11 protein-coding genes and 5 pseudogenes are annotated in these 18,987 nt (G+C 58.5%); 3 read left to right on the forward strand and 13 right to left on the reverse strand.

Annotation, left to right across the window (positions count from 1 at the left end; genetic code table 11):
- Positions 1-30: 30 nt before the first annotated feature.
- Positions 31-1,969: pseudogene (gene sltY / locus ABOC21_RS21040) on the reverse strand (murein transglycosylase).
- Positions 1,970-2,238: 269 nt separating this feature from the next.
- On the opposite strand from sltY, the gene ettA reads away from it, so the two are divergent.
- Positions 2,239-3,906 (forward strand): energy-dependent translational throttle protein EttA, encoded by a 1,668-nt coding sequence (gene ettA, locus ABOC21_RS21045; RefSeq protein WP_426813150.1) that lies wholly within the window; start codon positions 2,239-2,241, stop codon positions 3,904-3,906.
- Positions 3,907-3,973: 67 nt separating this feature from the next.
- On the opposite strand, the gene nadR is transcribed toward ettA, so the two are convergent.
- The 3 genes from nadR to serB all read right to left on the reverse strand — a co-directional run bounded on the left by nadR (position 3,974) and on the right by serB (position 7,682).
- On the reverse strand, positions 3,974-5,206 hold the full coding sequence (gene nadR / locus ABOC21_RS21050) for a multifunctional transcriptional regulator/nicotinamide-nucleotide adenylyltransferase/ribosylnicotinamide kinase NadR (RefSeq protein ID WP_426813151.1): 1,233 nt from the start codon (positions 5,204-5,206) through the stop codon (positions 3,974-3,976).
- A 112-nt stretch (positions 5,207-5,318) separates the two neighbouring features.
- Positions 5,319-6,701 (reverse strand): DNA repair protein RadA, encoded by a 1,383-nt coding sequence (gene radA, locus ABOC21_RS21055; RefSeq protein ID WP_426813152.1) that lies wholly within the window; start codon positions 6,699-6,701, stop codon positions 5,319-5,321.
- A 9-nt stretch (positions 6,702-6,710) separates the two neighbouring features.
- Positions 6,711-7,682, reverse strand: a complete 972-nt coding sequence (gene serB / locus ABOC21_RS21060) for a phosphoserine phosphatase (protein ID WP_426813153.1) — start codon at positions 7,680-7,682, stop codon at positions 6,711-6,713.
- A 103-nt stretch (positions 7,683-7,785) separates the two neighbouring features.
- On the opposite strand from serB, the gene ABOC21_RS21065 reads away from it, so the two are divergent.
- Both ABOC21_RS21065 and lplA read left to right on the forward strand, forming a co-directional pair.
- Positions 7,786-8,421: a YtjB family periplasmic protein gene (locus ABOC21_RS21065; protein ID WP_132729992.1), complete on the forward strand. Its 636-nt coding sequence runs from the start codon at positions 7,786-7,788 to the stop codon at positions 8,419-8,421.
- A gap of 11 nt (positions 8,422-8,432) precedes the next feature.
- The gene (gene lplA / locus ABOC21_RS21070) at positions 8,433-9,449 is read left to right on the forward strand and encodes a lipoate--protein ligase LplA (RefSeq protein ID WP_426813154.1); all 1,017 of its coding nucleotides are present in this window, start codon (positions 8,433-8,435) and stop codon (positions 9,447-9,449) included.
- 85 nt (positions 9,450-9,534) lie between these two features.
- On the opposite strand, the gene deoD is transcribed toward lplA, so the two are convergent.
- The 9 genes and pseudogenes from deoD to prfC all read right to left on the reverse strand — a co-directional run bounded on the left by deoD (position 9,535) and on the right by prfC (position 18,985).
- Positions 9,535-10,254, reverse strand: a complete 720-nt coding sequence (gene deoD, locus ABOC21_RS21075) for a purine-nucleoside phosphorylase (RefSeq protein WP_004857662.1) — start codon at positions 10,252-10,254, stop codon at positions 9,535-9,537.
- Positions 10,255-10,311: 57 nt separating this feature from the next.
- Positions 10,312-11,535: a phosphopentomutase gene (gene deoB / locus ABOC21_RS21080; protein ID WP_426813155.1), complete on the reverse strand. Its 1,224-nt coding sequence runs from the start codon at positions 11,533-11,535 to the stop codon at positions 10,312-10,314.
- A gap of 52 nt (positions 11,536-11,587) precedes the next feature.
- Positions 11,588-12,911: pseudogene (gene deoA, locus ABOC21_RS21085) on the reverse strand (thymidine phosphorylase).
- Positions 12,912-13,068: 157 nt separating this feature from the next.
- Entirely contained in the window at positions 13,069-13,848 is a 780-nt protein-coding gene (gene deoC / locus ABOC21_RS21090) for a deoxyribose-phosphate aldolase (RefSeq protein ID WP_426813156.1), read from the reverse strand.
- A gap of 437 nt (positions 13,849-14,285) precedes the next feature.
- Positions 14,286-15,066 (reverse strand): annotated as a pseudogene (locus ABOC21_RS21095) (metal-dependent hydrolase).
- Positions 15,063-16,136 carry a patatin-like phospholipase family protein gene (locus tag ABOC21_RS21100; protein ID WP_426813157.1) on the reverse strand — a complete coding sequence of 358 codons (1,074 nt, stop codon included), beginning with the start codon at positions 16,134-16,136 and terminating at the stop codon, positions 15,063-15,065. Before ABOC21_RS21100 ends, ABOC21_RS21095 begins: the two are co-directional and overlap by 4 nt.
- Positions 16,137-16,279: 143 nt before the next feature.
- Positions 16,280-16,441, reverse strand: coding sequence for a DUF1328 domain-containing protein (locus ABOC21_RS21105; protein ID WP_004857650.1), 162 nt, complete (start codon positions 16,439-16,441; stop codon positions 16,280-16,282).
- 122 nt (positions 16,442-16,563) lie between these two features.
- Positions 16,564-17,176, reverse strand: a pseudogene (gene osmY / locus ABOC21_RS21110) (molecular chaperone OsmY).
- A gap of 218 nt (positions 17,177-17,394) precedes the next feature.
- Positions 17,395-18,985: pseudogene (gene prfC / locus ABOC21_RS21115) on the reverse strand (peptide chain release factor 3).
- Positions 18,986-18,987: the final 2 nt, after the last annotated feature.

Below are 18,987 nucleotides of genomic sequence, written 5' to 3' on the forward strand. Positions count from 1 at the left end.
AAATGCTATGCCGCCCGCAGGCCGCCGGCGCTAGTAACGCTGCTGCCACTCCGCATCGCTGAGCATTCCCGCTTTCTCGCCCATGAAGTAGCGATAGTAAGCGTCATAGGAGAGCACGTTCTTCACGTAGCCGCGCGTTTCCGAGAACGGAATGCTCTCGATAAACGCCACCGCGTCGATCCGCCCGGCGCTATTACTCCGCCAGGTACGCACCCGTCCAGGCCCGGCGTTATAGGCTGCGGAGGCGTAAATGCGGTTATTGCCGAACTGCTGATAAACGTACTGCAGATAGCTGGTGCCAATATTGATATTGGTTTCCGGATCCAGCAGCTGCGACGGGCCGCCGTAGCCGGCAATATTAAACATGCCAACCGTATGACTGGCGGTGCCCGGCATAATCTGCATCAGGCCGCTGGCGCCAACCGGCGAGCGGACCTTCGGGTTCCAGGCGCTCTCCTGACGGGCAATCGCCATGGCGTAGCTTTGCGTAATATCCTTACCGCTGATGTAGCGGGAGAAAAGATCGTTCCAGGCCAGCGGGAAGCGCTCTTCCAGCTGATCCCACAGCTTCCCGGCGATCGTCGCCTGCACGCTAAGATCCCACCAGTGCTGGTTGAAGGCATAGCGCGCCAGCCTGCGCCTGCTGATCTTTGGTCCGGCTGGTTACCAGGTTGGCCCACTCGCTGCGCGCGGTGTTATCCATATTCCAGTACATCAGCTCGCGTACCCTGGCCATTTCCGGCCCCGAGGTCAGCGCCGAATCGAGGGTGGCTGGCGCCTTATCGATGCGGAAGGTGAACGCTTCGCCCAGCCGCTGGGCGGCGATCATCGGGTAGAAACCGCGCTGCTGCATCAGCGAATGGAGGATGGCTTTCGCTTCATCGTCACGCCCGCGCTCCAGCAGCAAATCCGCCTGCCAGTAGCGCCACTCGTCTTTCTCTTTGGCCTCCATCGGCAGGCGCGCCAGCCAGGTGTTCAGGCCGTGGCGATCGCCGGTCCCCAGCGCCATGCGCACGCGACGTTCCACCAGCGGCGTGGACTGCGAGCGCATAATGGCGTCATCGCGCCAGACCGCCTGCTCGTCGGTAACGTCGCTGCCCATCAGGCGCCAGGCCACGATATCCCGCAGCGCCTGGGTTTGATCGTCATTGAGCTGCTGCGCCTGGACCAGCGACGGGATCATCAGCCGGGCGTTTTCAACGTCCTGACGCGCCACGCTCTCAAAGGCCACCGCCGCCATCTGGCGGGTGAAGTCGGTGGCTCCGGTGGTGCGGGCAAAGTTCATCACGCTATTCGGGTCGTTGGCCAGCGCCACAATCGCCGAAGAGATGGTCTGATATTCAGGCGGCATCTGCTGCGCCAGCGATCTCACGAGGCTGGTGTTGCCCGCCTTCATCGCCAGACGGATGCGTTCGAGCCAGGCCAGCGGGTCCTGCTGGCCGGAAGCGCGCCAGGCGCTAAACAGCGCATCGCAGGCGTTGGGCTGGCTTTTACCGGTGAGCCACAGCGTTTTTGCGCCCTCCCAGGCCTCCTGCGCCTGGCCTACGCTCAGCTTCGCATAGTAATAGTTACACTGCGCCTCGGTGCTGGCCGGCTTGTCGGGGCTAAACGCCAGCAGGCCCTGCCAGTCGCTGCGGCGGGCAAGCTCATTGACGAAGCGCGATTTCAGGGAGCGGGCGGGCGGAAGCGTGGGGTTAGCCTCAATGAAATTTTTCACCACCAGCGCCGGCTGGTTCATCAGGTCATCGGTTATCTGCCGGTACTGGAGATATGGATATAACGGATAGGTCGACAGCGTGGGCATCAGCTCATCGACGACCGCCATCTGCCGGGCGTCCCATGCCTGCTTAATTTGGGCATAGCGGCTGCGCTGTTCATCCAGTGAATCCGCATGCGCCAGCTGGCTAAGCGTCAGCAGACTTACGCCGGCAGCCAGAAGGCGCCATGCCGTAGTTTTGGCCTTTTCCACAAGCTATTCCCCTATTTCAGTCCATCAGAGCAGCATCGTGCCGCTTTTAAAGTATTCCGGTATCGCTTTAGATATGCTAACCAGACAACGCCAAACGCGCCACGTCCTGAACATTTTTTTACTCTTCTGTGAATCCCATCGCCTCTCTGGGATTAAAGCGCGAAAAAGGCTACACTTCGCCTTTGAAAACTATTCACTACCCTACTCAAAATCATTCCGGCTGAGGCAGCCTGAAGGGTGAAGAGTATATAAAAGAGGCGAAGTCCAACGTGGCTCAATTCGTTTATACCATGCATCGTGTCGGCAAAGTGGTTCCGCCGAAGCGTCATATTTTGAAAAATATCTCCCTGAGCTTCTTCCCTGGGGCGAAGATCGGCGTTCTCGGCCTGAACGGCGCCGGTAAGTCCACCCTGCTGCGCATTATGGCCGGTATCGATACCGATATCGAAGGCGAAGCCCGCCCGCAGCCGGGCCTTAAGATTGGCTACCTGCCGCAGGAGCCGAAGCTTAATCCAGAGCAGACCGTTCGCGAGTCCGTGGAAGAAGCGGTTGCCGAAGTGGTTAACGCGCTGAAAGGCCTCGATGAGGTGTACGCGAAGTACGCCGAGCCGGACGCCGACTTCGATAAGCTCGCCGCCCAGCAGGGCAAGTTTGAGGAGATTATTCAGGCGCACGACGGCCATAACCTGAACGTGCAGCTCGAGCGCGCGGCCGACGCCCTGCGCCTGCCGGACTGGGATGCCAAAATCGCCAACCTCTCCGGTGGTGAACGCCGCCGCGTGGCGCTGTGCCGCCTGCTGCTGGAAAAGCCGGACATGCTGCTGCTCGACGAACCGACCAACCACCTGGATGCCGAATCCGTGGCCTGGCTGGAACGCTTCCTGCACGACTTCGAAGGCACCGTTGTGGCCATTACCCACGACCGTTACTTCCTTGATAACGTCGCCGGCTGGATCCTCGAGCTCGACCGCGGCGAAGGCATTCCGTGGGAAGGCAACTACTCCTCCTGGCTGGAGCAGAAAGATCAGCGTCTGGCCCAGGAAGCTTCCCAGGAAGCGGCTCGTCGCAAGTCGATTGAGAAAGAGCTGGAGTGGGTCCGCCAGGGCGCCAAAGGCCGTCAGTCCAAGGGCAAAGCCCGTCTGGCGCGCTTCGAAGAGCTTAACAGCGTTGAATACCAGAAACGTAACGAAACCAACGAACTGTTTATTCCGCCTGGAGCCCGTCTCGGGGATAAGGTCGTTGAGGTTAGCAACCTGCGTAAATCCTACGGCGATCGCCTGCTGATCGACGACCTGAGCTTCTCGGTACCGAAAGGCGCCATCGTCGGGATCATCGGGCCAAACGGCGCGGGTAAATCCACCCTGTTCCGCATGATGTCCGGCCAGGAACAGCCTGATGCCGGTACTATCACCCTGGGTGAGACCGTCAAGCTGGCCTCCGTCGATCAGTTCCGTGACGCCATGGATAACAGCAAAACCGTGTGGGAAGAGGTCTCCGGCGGGCTGGATATCATGAAGATCGGCAACACCGAGATGCCAAGCCGCGCCTACGTTGGCCGCTTTAACTTCAAAGGCGTCGATCAGGGCAAACGCGTCGGCGAGCTCTCCGGCGGCGAGCGCGGTCGTCTGCACCTAGCGAAACTGCTGCAGGTTGGCGGTAACGTGCTGCTGCTCGATGAACCAACCAACGACCTGGATATCGAAACCCTGCGCGCGTTAGAAAACGCCCTGCTGGAGTTCCCGGGCTGCGCGATGGTTATCTCGCACGACCGCTGGTTCCTTGACCGCGTCGCGACCCACATTCTGGACTACCAGGATGAAGGTAAGGTGGAGTTCTTCGAAGGCAACTTTACCGAATACGAAGAGTACAAGAAACGCACCCTCGGCGCCGATGCGCTGGAGCCGAAGCGTATCAAGTACAAACGTATCGCCAAGTAATAAGCACGAGTAATAAAAAACGGGTGGCCCAGGCCACCCGTTTTTCTCTCCCACGCCATCACGGTCGTTAGCCCGGCTCACCCATCAGCTGCTTCACCAGCTCGACGCAGCGCAGAAAGCGCGTATCGTAGTCCGCCTCTTTCACGTGCACGAAGTCTATTTCGTTCTCTTTCAGCAACGACACCAGCAGGGTCTGGAACTCCGTACGATCCACCGAGCTTCCCAGGCTACGCAAACCGTCGGCCACCCACGGCGTATTGTTCTCCAGCAGGATAACCAGGTCGAAACGGTACTCGTCAATCAGCGCCTGGACGAAGGGATGCTCGCGGCCTTCATACTTCAGACAGAACGCCTGAGTACTGACGAAATCGGTATCGATAAACGCCACCTTGTTGGCATATTTAACAGCAAAATCAATGTACTGAGCATGACCAAGCGCAATTTTGTCATAGTCAGAATACTGCAGCGCCATCTCGTCGCCGCCCAGATGCGAAAAGACATAGTCCCGGCCGTACTCCCAGGCGCTGGTGGTATTAAAGATATTGGACAGCTTATTGACCAACGTCGATTTACCGCTCGACTCGCCGCCCAGAATCGCCACCGTACGCACGAAAAACGGCTTCACTTCGGTGGGAATATATTCCCAGTAGCGGAACGGGTTTTCACGGATCTGGCCGCCGCTGATGCTCATAAAGGTGCGCTTCGGGTCGATCAGAACCGTCTCGATCCCCAGGTGCTCCAGATACTGCGGCGCATCGGACTCTTCTGAGGTATAGATCCAGTTCGGCTGAATGCCCTTCTCGTCCATAAAGCCGCGGATCCCGCGGCTCCAGACGTCCCAGCCGTGCGGATAAGGCTCCATCCCCTCTTCATTAAAGGCGTGAATGCGGATGTTTTTCTGATATTTGAACGTTTGCAGCAGCCAGCGCAGGCGGTCGGGCACCGTCGGCTGCTGCGACATGGCGCTCTCTTCAAACAGCTCGCGGTCGCGGGTATCGTCATAGCCCATGATGATATGCAGCTCGTCGACCTGGCTGCAGGCGCGCTGGATCAAATAGATATGGCCGGTATGCAGCGGGTAAAACTTACCAAACACCACGCCGACGCTTTTCTGCCGACGCGGGAACTCAAGGCCGAGAAAGCGGTGCAGGGCTTCCAGCTTCTGCGCGCTCGGGCTCTTAATTTTCGCATTCAGCAGTTGGCTCAGATAGCCTTTGGTCATCCCGCTGGCTTCAGCCACCTGCTGCAGCGTGCAGCCTTTTTGCTTAATCGCGGTTTTGAGATAGTCGAACGATGACACAAGAGCCTCCTGCTTTAGCAATACTGAAAAAATATCCGCTGGGTTTCGGCTGGCAGAAAGGCGGCAAGCAAACGCCGCCCCCCCTGCCGCCGGAAAGACGACAGATATTTAATTATAAGTCGTCAAAAACGCTTAGCGCATCCGCAAGCTTTTTCACGCCAAAGATTTGCATCCCTTCCGGTACTTTTTTCGGCACGTTGGCCGCCGGGACGATGGCGCGACGGAACCCGTGCTTGGCCGCCTCGGAGATGCGCTCCTGACCGCTGGGCACCGGGCGGATTTCGCCTGACAGCCCCACTTCGCCAAACACCACCAGATCGTGCGGCAGCGGACGATCGCGCAGGCTTGAAACCATCGCCAGCAGCAGCGCGAGGTCGGCGCTGGTTTCCGCCACCTTCACCCCGCCAACGACGTTGACGAAGACGTCCTGGTCGGCCATCTGCAGGCCGCCGTGACGGTGCAGCACCGCCAGCAGTATCGCCAGACGGTTCTGCTCCAGCCCCACGGCCACCCGGCGCGGATTGGACATCATCGAGTGATCGACCAGCGCCTGAATCTCCACCAGCAGCGGACGGGTGCCTTCCCAGACCACCATCACCGAACTACCGGAAGTGACCTCATCGCCACGGCTGAGGAAAATAGCCGAAGGGTTGCTGATTTCGCGCAGCCCCTGCTCGGTCATCGCGAAGACCCCCAGCTCATTCACCGCGCCGAAGCGGTTTTTATGGCTGCGCAGGGTGCGAAAGCGGGAATCGGCGTCGCCATCCAGCAGTACCGAGCAGTCAATACAGTGTTCGAGCACCTTCGGCCCGGCCAGCGAGCCGTCTTTGGTGACGTGACCCACCATGATAATCGCCACGTCGCGGGTTTTGGCAAACCGCGTCAGATAAGCGGCGGTCTCACGCACCTGGGCCACGCTGCCCGGCGAGGACTGGACGTCGGCCATATGCATCACCTGGATCGAGTCGATCACCATCAGCTGCGGCTTCTCTTCGTCGGCGATCTGGCAAATTTGCTCAATGCTGGTTTCGGAGAGCATGTTGAGATTGGCCGTCGGCAGTCCCAGACGATGCGCGCGCATCGCCACCTGCTGCAGCGACTCCTCCCCGGTGACGTACAGGGTTTTCATTCCTTCCGCCAGCCGGCACAGCGTCTGGAGCAGCAGCGTCGATTTCCCCGCACCCGGGCTGCCGCCAATCAGAATCGCGCTCCCCGGCACCACGCCGCCGCCAAGCACGCGGTCAAACTCTTTAAAGCCGGTGGAAAAGCGCGGCAGCGCCTCAAGGCTGATCTCCGACAGCTTTTGCACCTTCGACACGCCGGCATGACCGGCATAGCCCGTCAGGCGTTCGTTTCTCGCCACCTGCGGCGAAGCGGCAATACGCACCTCGGTGATGGTATTCCAGGCATGACAGGCGCTGCACTGCCCCTGCCAGCGGGGGTAATCCGCACCACATTCATTACAGACAAATGCGCGTTTTGGAGCTTTCGCCACGTTAACCTCTTACTTTTGGTTCATGCTGCCCGAGAGAATACAGAATACCCCCATCAGGTCAGCGTGGCGGATCGTCACTTCCGCAAGCTCGTTCACTTTCGGTTTCGCATGATAGGCGATACCGAGGCCCGCGGCCTTGATCATCGGCAGATCGTTGGCACCGTCGCCAATAGCCACGGTTTGCGCCGACGGAATTTCATATTTTTCCGCCAGCTTGCGCAGCGTCGCGGCTTTGTATTTAGCGTCGACGATATCACCAATCACGTTGCCGGTGAGCCTGCCGTCCACGATCTCCAGCTCATTGGCGAACACGGCGTCAAGATGCAGCTTGTCGCGCAGGTACTCCGCAAAGAACGTGAAGCCGCCGGAGGCGATAGCCACCTTCCAGCCCAGCGCTTCCAGCTTCAGCACCAGCTGGGTCAGCCCCGGCATCAGCGGCAGCGCTTCGCGCACCTGCAGCAAAATATTGGCATCGGCATCTTTCAGCGTCGCCACCCGCTGGCGCAGGCTGGCGGTAAAGTCCAGCTCGCCGCGCATTGCGCGCTCGGTCACTTCCGATACCAGCTCGCCGGTTCCCGCCAGCTTCGCAATTTCATCGATACACTCGATCTGAATAGCGGTGGAGTCCATATCCATCACCAGCAGCCCCGGCGAGCGCAGGTGCGGGATTTTGCCCAGCGGCGCGACGTCCAGCCCGGCCTCGTGGGCCAGTCGGGTCGCGCGCAGGGTCAGAGAGCCGGCCAGACGAATCACCTGATAGTCCTCAACGACCCAGGAGGCGACGATAACCAGCGCCGCGCCCAGCTCGCGCTGGCAGTCGGTTAGACGGCGCTTATCCAGCCCCCGGCCGTAGAGTAGCCAGCCGCTGCGTCCGGCATGATAATCCAGCGGCATGACCTCATCACCGCTCAGCGAAAGCGGTAATCCAGGCCACAGGGAAACATCTTCGGGCAGATCGCACCAGGTCAAACTGTTTGGCATTACGGCTCCAGATCTCTTCATTCAGGCGAGGAAAATAACGCATGAGGCTACCTTGTAACCAGCGCTTCTGGCAACATTAAGCTGCAAATATTAAAGGTGGAATATGGTACGCGCAAAACTGAAATTCCGACTGCATCGCGCCGTCATCGTTCTGATCTGTCTGGCGCTTCTCGTTGCCCTGATGCAGGGCGCCTCGTGGTTCAGCCAGAACAGCCAAAAGCAGCGTAACCCGCAGCTGGAAGAGCTGGCCCGCACCCTTGCGCAGCAGGTTACGCTGAATCTGGCGCCGATGATGCGCAGCGAAACACCCGATGAAAAGCGCATCGGCCAGCTGCTGGAGCAGCTGACCCAGCGCAGCCGCATTCTTGATGCCGGCGTCTATGACGACCAGGGCGACCTGGTGGCGCGCTCCGGCGAAGGCGTCGACGTGCGCGACCGGCTGGCGCTGGACGGCAAAAAAGCCGGCGGCTACTTTAATCAGCAAATCGTCGAACCCATTGCGGGGAAAAACGGTCCGCTGGGCTATCTGCGCCTGACCCTCGATACCCACACCTTAGCCACCGAGGCGAAACAGGTGGATAATACCACTAACATTCTACGCCTGATGCTGCTGCTGTCGCTGGCTATCGGCGTCGTGCTGACCCGTACGCTGCTGCAGGGCAAGCGTACCCGCTGGCAGCAATCGCCCTTCCTGCTCACCGCCAATAAACCGGTACAGGACGAAGATAAAGATGAATAAGGAAATCGCCAATGTCGACGCTACGCCTGCTGCTCTCCGATTCTTATGACCCGTGGTTCAACCTCGCGGTTGAAGAGTCTATTTTCCGCCAGATGCCGGCAACCCAGAGAGTCCTGTTCCTGTGGCGCAATGCCGATACGGTGGTGATTGGCCGGGCGCAAAACCCGTGGAAAGAGTGCAATACCCGACGGATGGAGGAGGATAACGTGCGTCTGGCCCGCCGCAGCAGCGGCGGCGGCGCCGTTTTTCACGATCTGGGCAACACCTGCTTTACCTTTATGGCGGGCAAGCCGGAGTACGATAAAACCGTCTCCACGCGTATCGTCCTCGAGGCGCTCAACGCGCTGGGCGTCGCGGCGGAAGCCTCCGGGCGCAACGATCTGGTAGTAAAAACCGCCGACGGCGATCGCAAGGTCTCCGGCTCCGCGTATCGTGAAACGAAGGATCGCGGTTTTCACCACGGCACGCTGCTGTTGAACGCCGATTTAAGCCGTCTCGCCAACTACCTCAATCCGGACCAAAAAAAGCTGCAGGCCAAGGGGATAACCTCGGTACGCGGCCGGGTGGCCAATCTGGTGGAGCTGCTGTCGGGCATCACCCACAGTCAGGTTTGCGCCGCCATTGCTGAGGCTTTTTTCAACCACTACGGCGAGCGCGTGGAAGCCGAAGTTATTTCCCCGGACAAAACGCCCGACCTGCCCAATTTTGCCGAAACCTTCGCCCGTCAGAGCAGCTGGGAGTGGAATTTTGGCCAGGCGCCGGCCTTCTCTCATCTGCTGGATGAGCGCTTTCGCTGGGGAGGCGTCGAGCTGCATTTCGACGTCGAAAAGGGGCATATCACCCGCACGCAGGTATTTACCGACAGCCTGAACCCGGCGCCGCTGGAAGCGCTGGCCGCGCGGCTGCAGGGCTGTGCGTATCGCGCCGAGGCGCTGCGGCAGGCGTGCGAGGCGCTGCGGGCCGATTTCCCCGGGCAGGAACAGGAGTTACGCGAGCTGTCCGCATGGCTAGCGGGGGCGGTACGCTAATGGCGGGAGGCGGGTATCCGGCCGCGGCGTTCGCGCCTTAGCCGGAAAAGACGGCCCTCCCCGCATCGGGGGAGAGCCGCTCATCTTACTCTTTATCGCCCAGCAGAACGGATTCCAGCGCGATTTTGATCATATCGTTGAAGGTGGTCTGACGCTCGGCAGCGGTGGTCTGCTCGTGCGTGCGGATGTGGTCAGAGACGGTGCAGATGGTCAGCGCTTTTGCCCCGAACTCCGCCGCCACGCCGTAGATACCGGCCGCTTCCATTTCCACGCCCAGAATGCCGTATTTTTCCATCACATCAAACATGGACGGATCCGGCGTATAGAACAGATCGGCGGAGAAGATGTTACCGACGCGCGCGTCAACGCCCAGCGCTTTCGCGGCGTCAACGGCGTTGCGCACCATGCCGAAGTCGGCAATAGCGGCAAAGTCATGGTCTTTAAAACGCAGACGGTTCACTTTCGAATCGGTGCAGGCGCCCATACCGATAACCACGTCGCGCAGCTTCACGTCAGCGCGCACCGCGCCGCAGGATCCAACGCGAATGATTTTCTTCACGCCGAAATCGGTAATCAGCTCTTTGGTGTAGATGGAGCAGGATGGGATACCCATACCGTGGCCCATAACGGAGATTTTGCGGCCTTTGTAGGTCCCGGTGAAGCCCAGCATGCCGCGCACGTTGTTCACTTCGCGCACGTCTTCAAGGAAGGTTTCCGCAATGTGCTTCGCGCGCAGCGGGTCGCCCGGCATCAGCACGACGTCAGCGAAATCACCCATCTCGGCGTTAATGTGTGGAGTTGCCATCGTTTTATCCTTTTATTTTTGTCTGCATAATGGGCGGGAAGCCCCCGCCCAAATCCATCAGAACATGGCTTTGCCATATTCCATATCAGAGGTACCGAAGTACTTCGCCAGAGTCTGACCGATGTCGGCGAAGGTTTCGCGGTGGCCAAGCGAGCCGGGTTTAACCTTCGGACCGTAAACCAGCACCGGAATATGTTCCCGGGTATGGTCGGTGCCCTGCCAGCTTGGGTCACAGCCGTGGTCGGCGGTGAGGATCAGAATGTCATCCTCCCCGACCAGCTCCATTAGCTCAGGCAGGCGGCGGTCGAACAGCTCCAGGCCCGCGGCGTAGCCGGCGATATCGCGACGGTGGCCCCAGGAGGAGTCGAAATCGACAAAGTTGGTGAAGACGATGGTCTTATCGCCCGCTTCTTTCATCTCTTTGACGGTGGCGTCAAACAGCGCGTCCAGGCCGGTCGCCTTCACTTTTTTGGTGATCCCGCAGTTCGCGTAGATGTCGGCGATTTTACCCACCGATACCACCTGACCGTCCTTCTCATCGACCAGCTTCTGCAGCACGGTGGCGGCAGGCGGCTCAACGGCGAGGTCATGACGGTTGCCGGTACGCTGGAAGTTACCCGCCTTGTCGCCGATAAACGGACGCGCAATCACGCGGCCGATGTTGTAGCCGCCTTCGGTCAGCTCTTCGCGCGCGATTTCGCACAGCTCATACAGCTTATCGAGACCGTAGGTCTCTTCGTGACAGGCAATCTGGAACACCGAGTCAGCGGAGGTATAGAAAATCGGCTTGCCGGTTTTCATATGCTCTTCGCCGAGCTGATCCAGAATGACGGTACCTGAAGAGTGGCAGTTGCCGAGGTAGCCCGGCAGATTTGCGCGCTTAACCAGCTTGTCCAGCAGCTCCTGCGGGAAGCTGTTTTCGTGTTCCGGGAAGTAGCCCCAGTCGAACAGCACCGGCACGCCGGCGATTTCCCAGTGGCCAGACGGCGTATCTTTACCGGAAGAGAGCTCGTGCGCCCACGCAAAGGCGCCGACAACTTCCGCATTGCCATCCATACCCGCCGCGATGGAACCCGTAGAGCCTTCATGCGCCTTTACCAGACCGAGACGGGTCAGGTTTGGTAAATTCAGCGGGCCTTTGCGGCCATGGTCAGCTTCCCCTTTGGCACAGGCTTCAGCAATGTGTCCAAGGGTGTCTGCGCCAACGTCGCCAAAGCGAGCGGCGTCTTCAGTCGCACCGATGCCGAAGGAGTCCAGCACCATAATAAATGCACGTTTCATATTATTCTCCGTACCTTTTGCGCTGCAAAAAAGCGATCAGATCAGTATACCGCTATTCGGTAATGCGACGATAGACCGTCGGCGTTTCTTTCGCAGCGGTACCGTCCAGTTTAATTGCCGCTTTCACGGCTTTGGCGGCGTCCTGCCAGCTGGATTCATCTTTCGCATGAATCACCGCCAGCGGCCGCTGCCCGTCTACGCTATCGCCCAGGCGGGCCATATCGGTAAAGCCGACGCTATAGTCAATCGGGTCGGATGCCTGGCGGCGACCGCCGCCCATCGACACCACCGCCATGCCCAGCGCCCGGGTGTCCATTGCGCTGATAAACCCTTCGCCATCAGCATAGACCGCTTTGCTCAACATCGCGGTCGGCAGATATTTATCATAGTTTTCAACGAAATCGTTCGGGCCTTTCTGCGCCGCCACCATTCGGCCAAAGACCTCGGCCGCCTTACCGTTATCCAGCACCGCCTGCAGTTTCGCCCGCGCGTCGGCCTCGTCCTGGGCCAGCCTGCCGGAGATCAGCATTTCGACGCACAGCGCCATCGTCACGTCAAACAGGCGCGGGTTGCGGTATTCTCCGGTCAGGAACTGCACCGCTTCGCGAACTTCCACGGCGTTGCCGGCGCTGGAAGCCAGCACCTGATTCATATCGGTCAGCAGCGCGGTGGTACGCACGCCCGCGCCGTTGGAGACGCCAACGATCGCTTCGGCCAGCGCCGCAGAGAGCTCGTAGGTCGGCATAAAGGCGCCGCTGCCAACCTTCACGTCCATCACCAGCGCATCCAGACCTTCAGCCAGCTTTTTCGCCAGAATAGAAGCGGTGATCAGCGGAATCGAGTCCACCGTCGCGGTAATATCGCGGGTGGCGTAGAAGCGTTTGTCGGCAGGCGCCAGCGAGTCTGGTCTGCCCGATGATCGCCACGCCGACATCCTTAATGATGTCGCGGAAACGGCCGTCGTCCGGGAAAATATCGAAGCCCGGGATCGCTTCCAGCTTGTCGAGCGTTCCGCCGGTATGGCCGAGCCCGCGGCCGGAGATCATCGGCACATAGCCGCCGCAGGCGGCGACCATCGGGCCAAGCATCAGCGACGTGACGTCGCCCACGCCGCCGGTGGAGTGCTTATCCACGATCGGCCCGTTAAGATTGAGGCTTTTCCAGTTCAGAACGGTTCCTGAATCCCGCATCGCCATGGTCAGCGAAACGCGTTCCGGCATAGTCATATCGTGGAAAAAAATGGTCATCGCCAGGGCGGCTATCTGCCCTTCGGAGACGGCGTTATCGCGGATCCCGTTGATGAAAAAGCGAATCTCATCATCGCTCAGCGCGTGACCATCACGTTTTTTACGAATAATTTCTTGTGCGAGGAACAAGATAACCCCCTGAGGAATAAGGTCAAACACGGCGGGCGGCGATATCTGCGCCCGCGCTAAAGTCCTGAAGCCCGGCCGCACGTCGCGGCGCCGGGGATCTCCCGGCGTCGGCGCTGCTGCGCCTCGTCCGGGATGCGGTTATGTCAACCGTTACGTCTTAGTAGCTGCTGGCGCTCTTGCCGTCGCCGTGGCCCAGCGCTTTCAGCAGGCTAGCCAGCAGGCTGGAAGCGCCAAAACGGTAGTGGCGCGAGTCGGCCCAGTCGGCGCCGAACAGCTCATCGGCAATCGCCAGGAACTGCTGCGCATCTTCCGCGCTGCGTACGCCGCCCGCTGGCTTAAAGCCTACGGTTTCCCGTACGCCCATATCGCGGATAACTTCCAGCATGATGCGCGCGCTTTCCGGCGTGGCGTTTACCGGCACTTTACCGGTAGAAGTTTTGATGAAATCCGCGCCCGCTTTGATGGAGATTTCGGAAGCTTTGCGGATCAGCGCCTCTTCCTTCAGCTCGCCGGTTTCGATGATCACCTTGAGCAGCACGTTAGCCGCCGCGCAGGCCTCTTTACAGGCTTTCACCAGGTCGAATCCAACCTGCTCGTTGCCGGCAATCAGCGCGCGGTACGGGAATACCACGTCAACTTCATCGGCGCCGTAGGCGATCGCGGCGCGGGTTTCCGCCAGGGCGATAGCGATATCGTCATTACCGTGCGGGAAGTTGGTCACCGTGGCGATATGGATATCCGGAGTGCCTTGCTCATTCAAAGTCTTACGAGCAATCGGGATAAAGCGCGGGTAGATACAGATAGCGGCCGTGTTGCCTACCGGCGTTTTTGCCTGATGACACAGCGCAATCACCTTCTCATTGGTGTCGTCGTCATTCAGGGTAGTCAGGTCCATCAGTTTCAATGCGCGCAGGCTGCTTGCAGATAAATCAGTCATTTCATACTCCAACGGCCTATTGCCGGTTGAATAGTTTGTCACCTTGCGAGTCTGTTACTATTGTAACATCACCTCGCCGCCACACTTCGACATCCATCACAGTTAATGAAAACTAATTACTAGATTGCACAACCATAATGAGATGCAAATCACATAAAATAGCAATGCTCACCATCTCAGCGACAAGTTTTCTTTAAGCATAATCAGAATTCCTCATCGCGCGACAATGTTATTATTGTAACATACAGGTGCGACAAAACTCGACAAAGGCGCGTACATATTGTGCTAAAGAAAGAGAAAATCACGACTAACCATTGAAAAATAGATGTTTTATTTAACGTTAAAAAATGATGGAATTTTCACAAAAAAAAGGGCTGTAGCGTACGTTTTGCCGCCGCGGCGGCGGAGAGGACAGGCCAGGGCCGTTTAGCGAGGATTTACAGCGTGCCGAACAACGCTTTGGTGTTGCTCAGGAGAGCGTGGGCGATAACATCGGCCGGCTCCCGGCGCAGCTCGCACAGGGCGGCAAAGACCCGCGCCGCCTGCTCCGGACGGTTTGGCTCTCCCTGAAAACCGTTTAGCGGCATATCCGGGGCGTCCGTTTCCAGCAGCAGCGCCGACAGCGGCAGCCGCGACATGACCTCGCGCGTTTTGCTGGCGCGGGGATAGGTGATGGTGCCGCCAACGCCAATTTTGTAGCCTGACTGCACGAAACGCTCCGCCTGCTGCAGGCTGCCGGCAAAACCATGCACCACGCCGGTACGCGCCAGCGCATGCTTTTTCAGCAGCATCGCCAGCTTATCGTGGGTGCGTCGCGAATGGAGGATCACCGGCAGATCGTAGCGCTTTGCCAGCCGCAGGCTGCGCCTCAAGCAGCGCCTGCTGGCGCTCAAACTGCGGGTCCTCACGATAGAGATCGAGGCCAATTTCACCTATTGCCACCACCCTGGCGCTACGCTGCTGCAGGCAGGTCTCAAGCCGCTGAAGGCTGCTCTCGTCATGACGCTCAATCACTATCGGATGTAGGCCCAGAGCGGCATACAGCGCATCGTAACGTTCGGCCAGGGCCAGCACGCGGGGAAAATTATCCGCCTCGATAGCGGGGACAATAATCTGCATCACCCCTTCACGCGCGGCCCGGGCGATGCTCTCCGCCTCATCACCTGCGAACGGTGGAAAATCGAAATGGCAGTGGGTATCGATAAACTGCCGCATCATGCCAGATCCTCATTATCGAAGCTGGCATCGTTGGCCTGGGCGGCGTTAATCAGGGTTGCCTGATGCGCATCGTTGGCCACGGAAGCCGGCGGCACCACCACCGGCGCAGGCACCGCGAGACGCGGCATATGGCGCAGCAGCGGCGGACGATCGGCCAGCAGCTTGCCCACCGTGGCCAGAAAATAGCGGCCGCACTGGCGCCCGGTTTTATAGTCCTCGAGCAGCGCCGGCAGCCGACTCCCCAGGGCCATGCTTTTTAACGGCTTCTGCGGGTAGATTTCGAGGATCCGCAGCTTGCCCGGCGGCGTCTCAATAAACTGCTGGGTCGCGCGATAGGTCGCCTCATGGTGCTGGACCAGATTCACAAACGGCTGCAGGCTGCTTTCGCCGAGCCAGCGCTCCATACGTTTAAACCACTGCGGGGTATAGTACATCTGCGACGGAACCGTGCGGATCACCACAATCGTCTGCGCGCCGCGTTTTGCGGCCTCCTGCACCGGGATCGCATCGCTGACGCCGCCGTCGAGATAGCTGATGCCGTCAAGCACCACGCCGCTGCGATAAAAACCGGGGATCGCGCTGGAGGCGCGGATCTGATCGAGCCACGTGGACTGCGTCGGGGAAAAGTAGTTTGGCGTATAGTCATCGCCGCGGCAGGCGCACATCCACAGCTCTTTGCCCTGCGCAAACCGCTCTTCGGCATAGCTCATCGCCAGCGGCATTTTTTCCGCGGTGGTACCCACCAGCCAGTCGAGGTCGATAAGATTCCCGCCGCGCACGAAGCGCATCGGGTCAAAAAACTCGCGGGAGGTGGTGTAACGGGTGATGACCTTGCGCGCGTAGCCCTGCTGATTGCACATATAGGCTGACAGATTTTGCGCCCCGGCGGAGGTGCCGAGCATGATGTCAAAAGGGTTGAATCCGGCGCGCATAAACTCATCCAGCACCCCGGCGGTGAAGATCCCCCTTTGTCCACCCCCCTCACACACCAGGCCAAGCTTGCCCGGGTGAAAAGGCTTAACCGATAATGGCGCAATATTGCCAAGCGTGACGGGAATTCGATGCCCCACTCTGCGTTCCTGTTTTGCTTATTTTATAACATCAAGGTAACGCAATTTTTATACCCCTGATACAGCAAAAGCCAGTCATATAGACTGGCTTTATGTAAAACACTATTTCCTTAATACGCCCGAAGCCGTTCCGGCCTTAGCATCTACGGGCGCCGGCGCCCGGTAAACAGGCTGACCAGGAACAGAATAATACCGACGACAAAGACAATTTTCGCCGCCCAGGCTGCCGTACCTGCCAGGCTACCGAATCCTAAAGCGGCGGCAATTAAGGCGATGACCAGAAAAATAATGCCCCATCGAAACATAATGCTCTCCTTACCATAGTGGATAACGGTCGCTTTTCTACGCGCTCAGGTCGCGCAGGCACCAACCCTGTCGTGCTCTGATTCAACGGCAGTAGCCGAAAAAAAGTGTTTAGTGAACGGTGTTATTGAACTTTGAGGTCGTTTTTCACGGTTTTTACGCCAGTCACGGCTTTCGCGATCCCGGCGGCGCGCTCCGCCTGCTGACGAGACGCCACCGTCCCGGAGAGATGCACGGTACCGGCGCGGGTTTCAACCGTCACCTTGCGCGAAGGGACAATGTCATCGGCCAGCAGCTTAGCTTTAATTTCGCTGGTGATCGCCGTATCGCCAGCGTAGCCCTTCAGGCTTGCGGACGGCTCGTTGACCACGCTCAGCTTATCGTTAACCGTCGAGACGCCCTTAACCTCTTTCGCGAGCTTGACCGCCAGCTCTTTCTGCGCGGAGGCTCTCTACCGAGCCGCTCAGGGTGACCGCTTTATTCTCGGTTTTCACCGAAATATCCGTACTGCGGATGCTTTTATCATCGATCAGCGCCGCCTTGACTCTGGCGGTAATCGTGCTGTCGTCCATAAAGTCGCCGACTTTATTCATCGAGCTATCGACAGCCTGCCCGGCGCTGTTAGCAACGGACTTTGCGCTGTCCGTCGTTGAGTTGTCCGCATATGCCGAGGCGCTGATCATGGCCGAGCCTAAGAAGAGCGCCAGCAACGCGCTGGTATTCTTTAGTCTTGTCATGGTGATCTCCTCGTTATTTCTATATCGCTAAAGCCAAATAAGTAGTTTATTAAGCCAGAATTTTGAAAATTGCTTATTAAATATAGTAGACGGTCGCAAGGAGAGAGAGAAATATGCATAAAAAAATGAGAGAACGGAAAAATTTAAGAACTTTCTTTAGCGGCGGGAACGGCGGGGAAATCGAGTAGAGCGCGGCTAAAGCCGCGCTCCAGAAGGGATTAGTGCTCGCGTGTTTTACGGAACATGACCTCAGGATAACGCTCCTGAGTCAGGTTGAGGTTTACCATCGTCGGGGCGATATAGGTCAAATTATCGCCGCCATCGAGGGCCAGCTGAATTTCGTTTTTACGCTTAAATTCTTCGAATTTTTTTACGTCGGTCGATTCGACCCAGCGAGCGGTCGCCACGTTTACCGATTCGTAAATCGCTTCCACGTTATATTCGCTCTTCAGGCGCGCAACCACCACGTCAAACTGCAGCACCCCAACGGCCCCAACGATCAGATCGTTATTGGCGATTGGACGGAAGACCTGTACCGCGCCCTCTTCAGAGAGCTGAACCAGCCCTTTAAGCAGACTGTTTCTGCTTCAGCGGATCCTTCAGGCGAATCCGACGGAACAGCTCCGGCGCGAAGTTCGGAATGCCGGTGAACTTCATCATCTCGCCCTGGGTAAAGGTATCGCCGATCTGAATGGTGCCGTGGTTATGTAAGCCGATAATATCGCCAGGGTACGCTTCTTCAACGTGCGAGCGGTCGCCGGCCATAAAGGTTAGCGCATCGGAAATCACCACGTCTTTGCCAATACGCACCTGGCGCAGCTTCATGCCCTTTTCGTACTGACCGGAAACCACGCGCATAAAGGCGACGCGGTCGCGGTGTTTCGGGTCCATGTTGGCCTGAATTTTAAACACAAAGCCGCTGAACTTCTCCTCTTCCGCGCGAACTTCGCGCGTATCGGTCTTACGCGGCATCGGCGCTGGCGCCCACTCCACCAGACCATCCAGCATATGATCGACGCCGAAGTTGCCTAAAGCCGTTCCGAAGAAGACCGGGGTGATCTCCCCTGAGAGGAACAGATCTTTATCAAATTCGTTAGAGGCGCCCTGCACCAGCTCCAGCTCATCGCGCAGCTGCTGCGCGAGGTCTTCACCGACCGCGCTGTCGAGATCCGGGTTGTTCAGGCCCTTAACAATGCGGACTTCCTGAATGGTATGGCCCTTACCGGTCTGATAGAGATACGTTTCATCTTTATAGAGATGATACACGCCCTTAAACAGCTTCCCGCAGCCAATCGGCCAGGTGATCGGCGCGCAGGCGATGCGCAGCTCGTTTTCAACTTCGTCCAGCAGCTCCATCGGATCGCGAATATCGCGGTCGAGCTTGTTCATAAACGTCAGGATCGGCGTGTCGCGCAGACGAGTGACTTCCATCAGCTTACGGGTACGATCTTCGACGCCTTTAGCCGCATCGATCACCATCAGGCAGCAGTCCACCGCCGTCAGCGTACGATAGGTATCTTCGGAGAAGTCTTCGTGGCCCGGGGTATCGAGCAGGTTAACCAGGCTACCGTGATACGGGAACTGCATCACCGAGGTGGTAATAGAGATACCGCGCTGCTTTTCCATCTCCATCCAGTCCGACTTGGCGTGCTGGCTGGAGCCGCGGCCCTTAACGGTACCGGCGGTTTGAATCGCCTGTCCGAACAGCAGCACCTTTTCGGTGATGGTAGTTTTACCGGCATCCGGGTGAGAAATAATGGCAAAAGTGCGGCGCTTCGCCACCTCTTGCAGATAAGGAGACAACGTCATAA

It is taken from the genome of Klebsiella sp. WOUb02, assembly GCF_050058015.1.
Lineage (GTDB): Bacteria > Pseudomonadota > Gammaproteobacteria > Enterobacterales > Enterobacteriaceae > Klebsiella.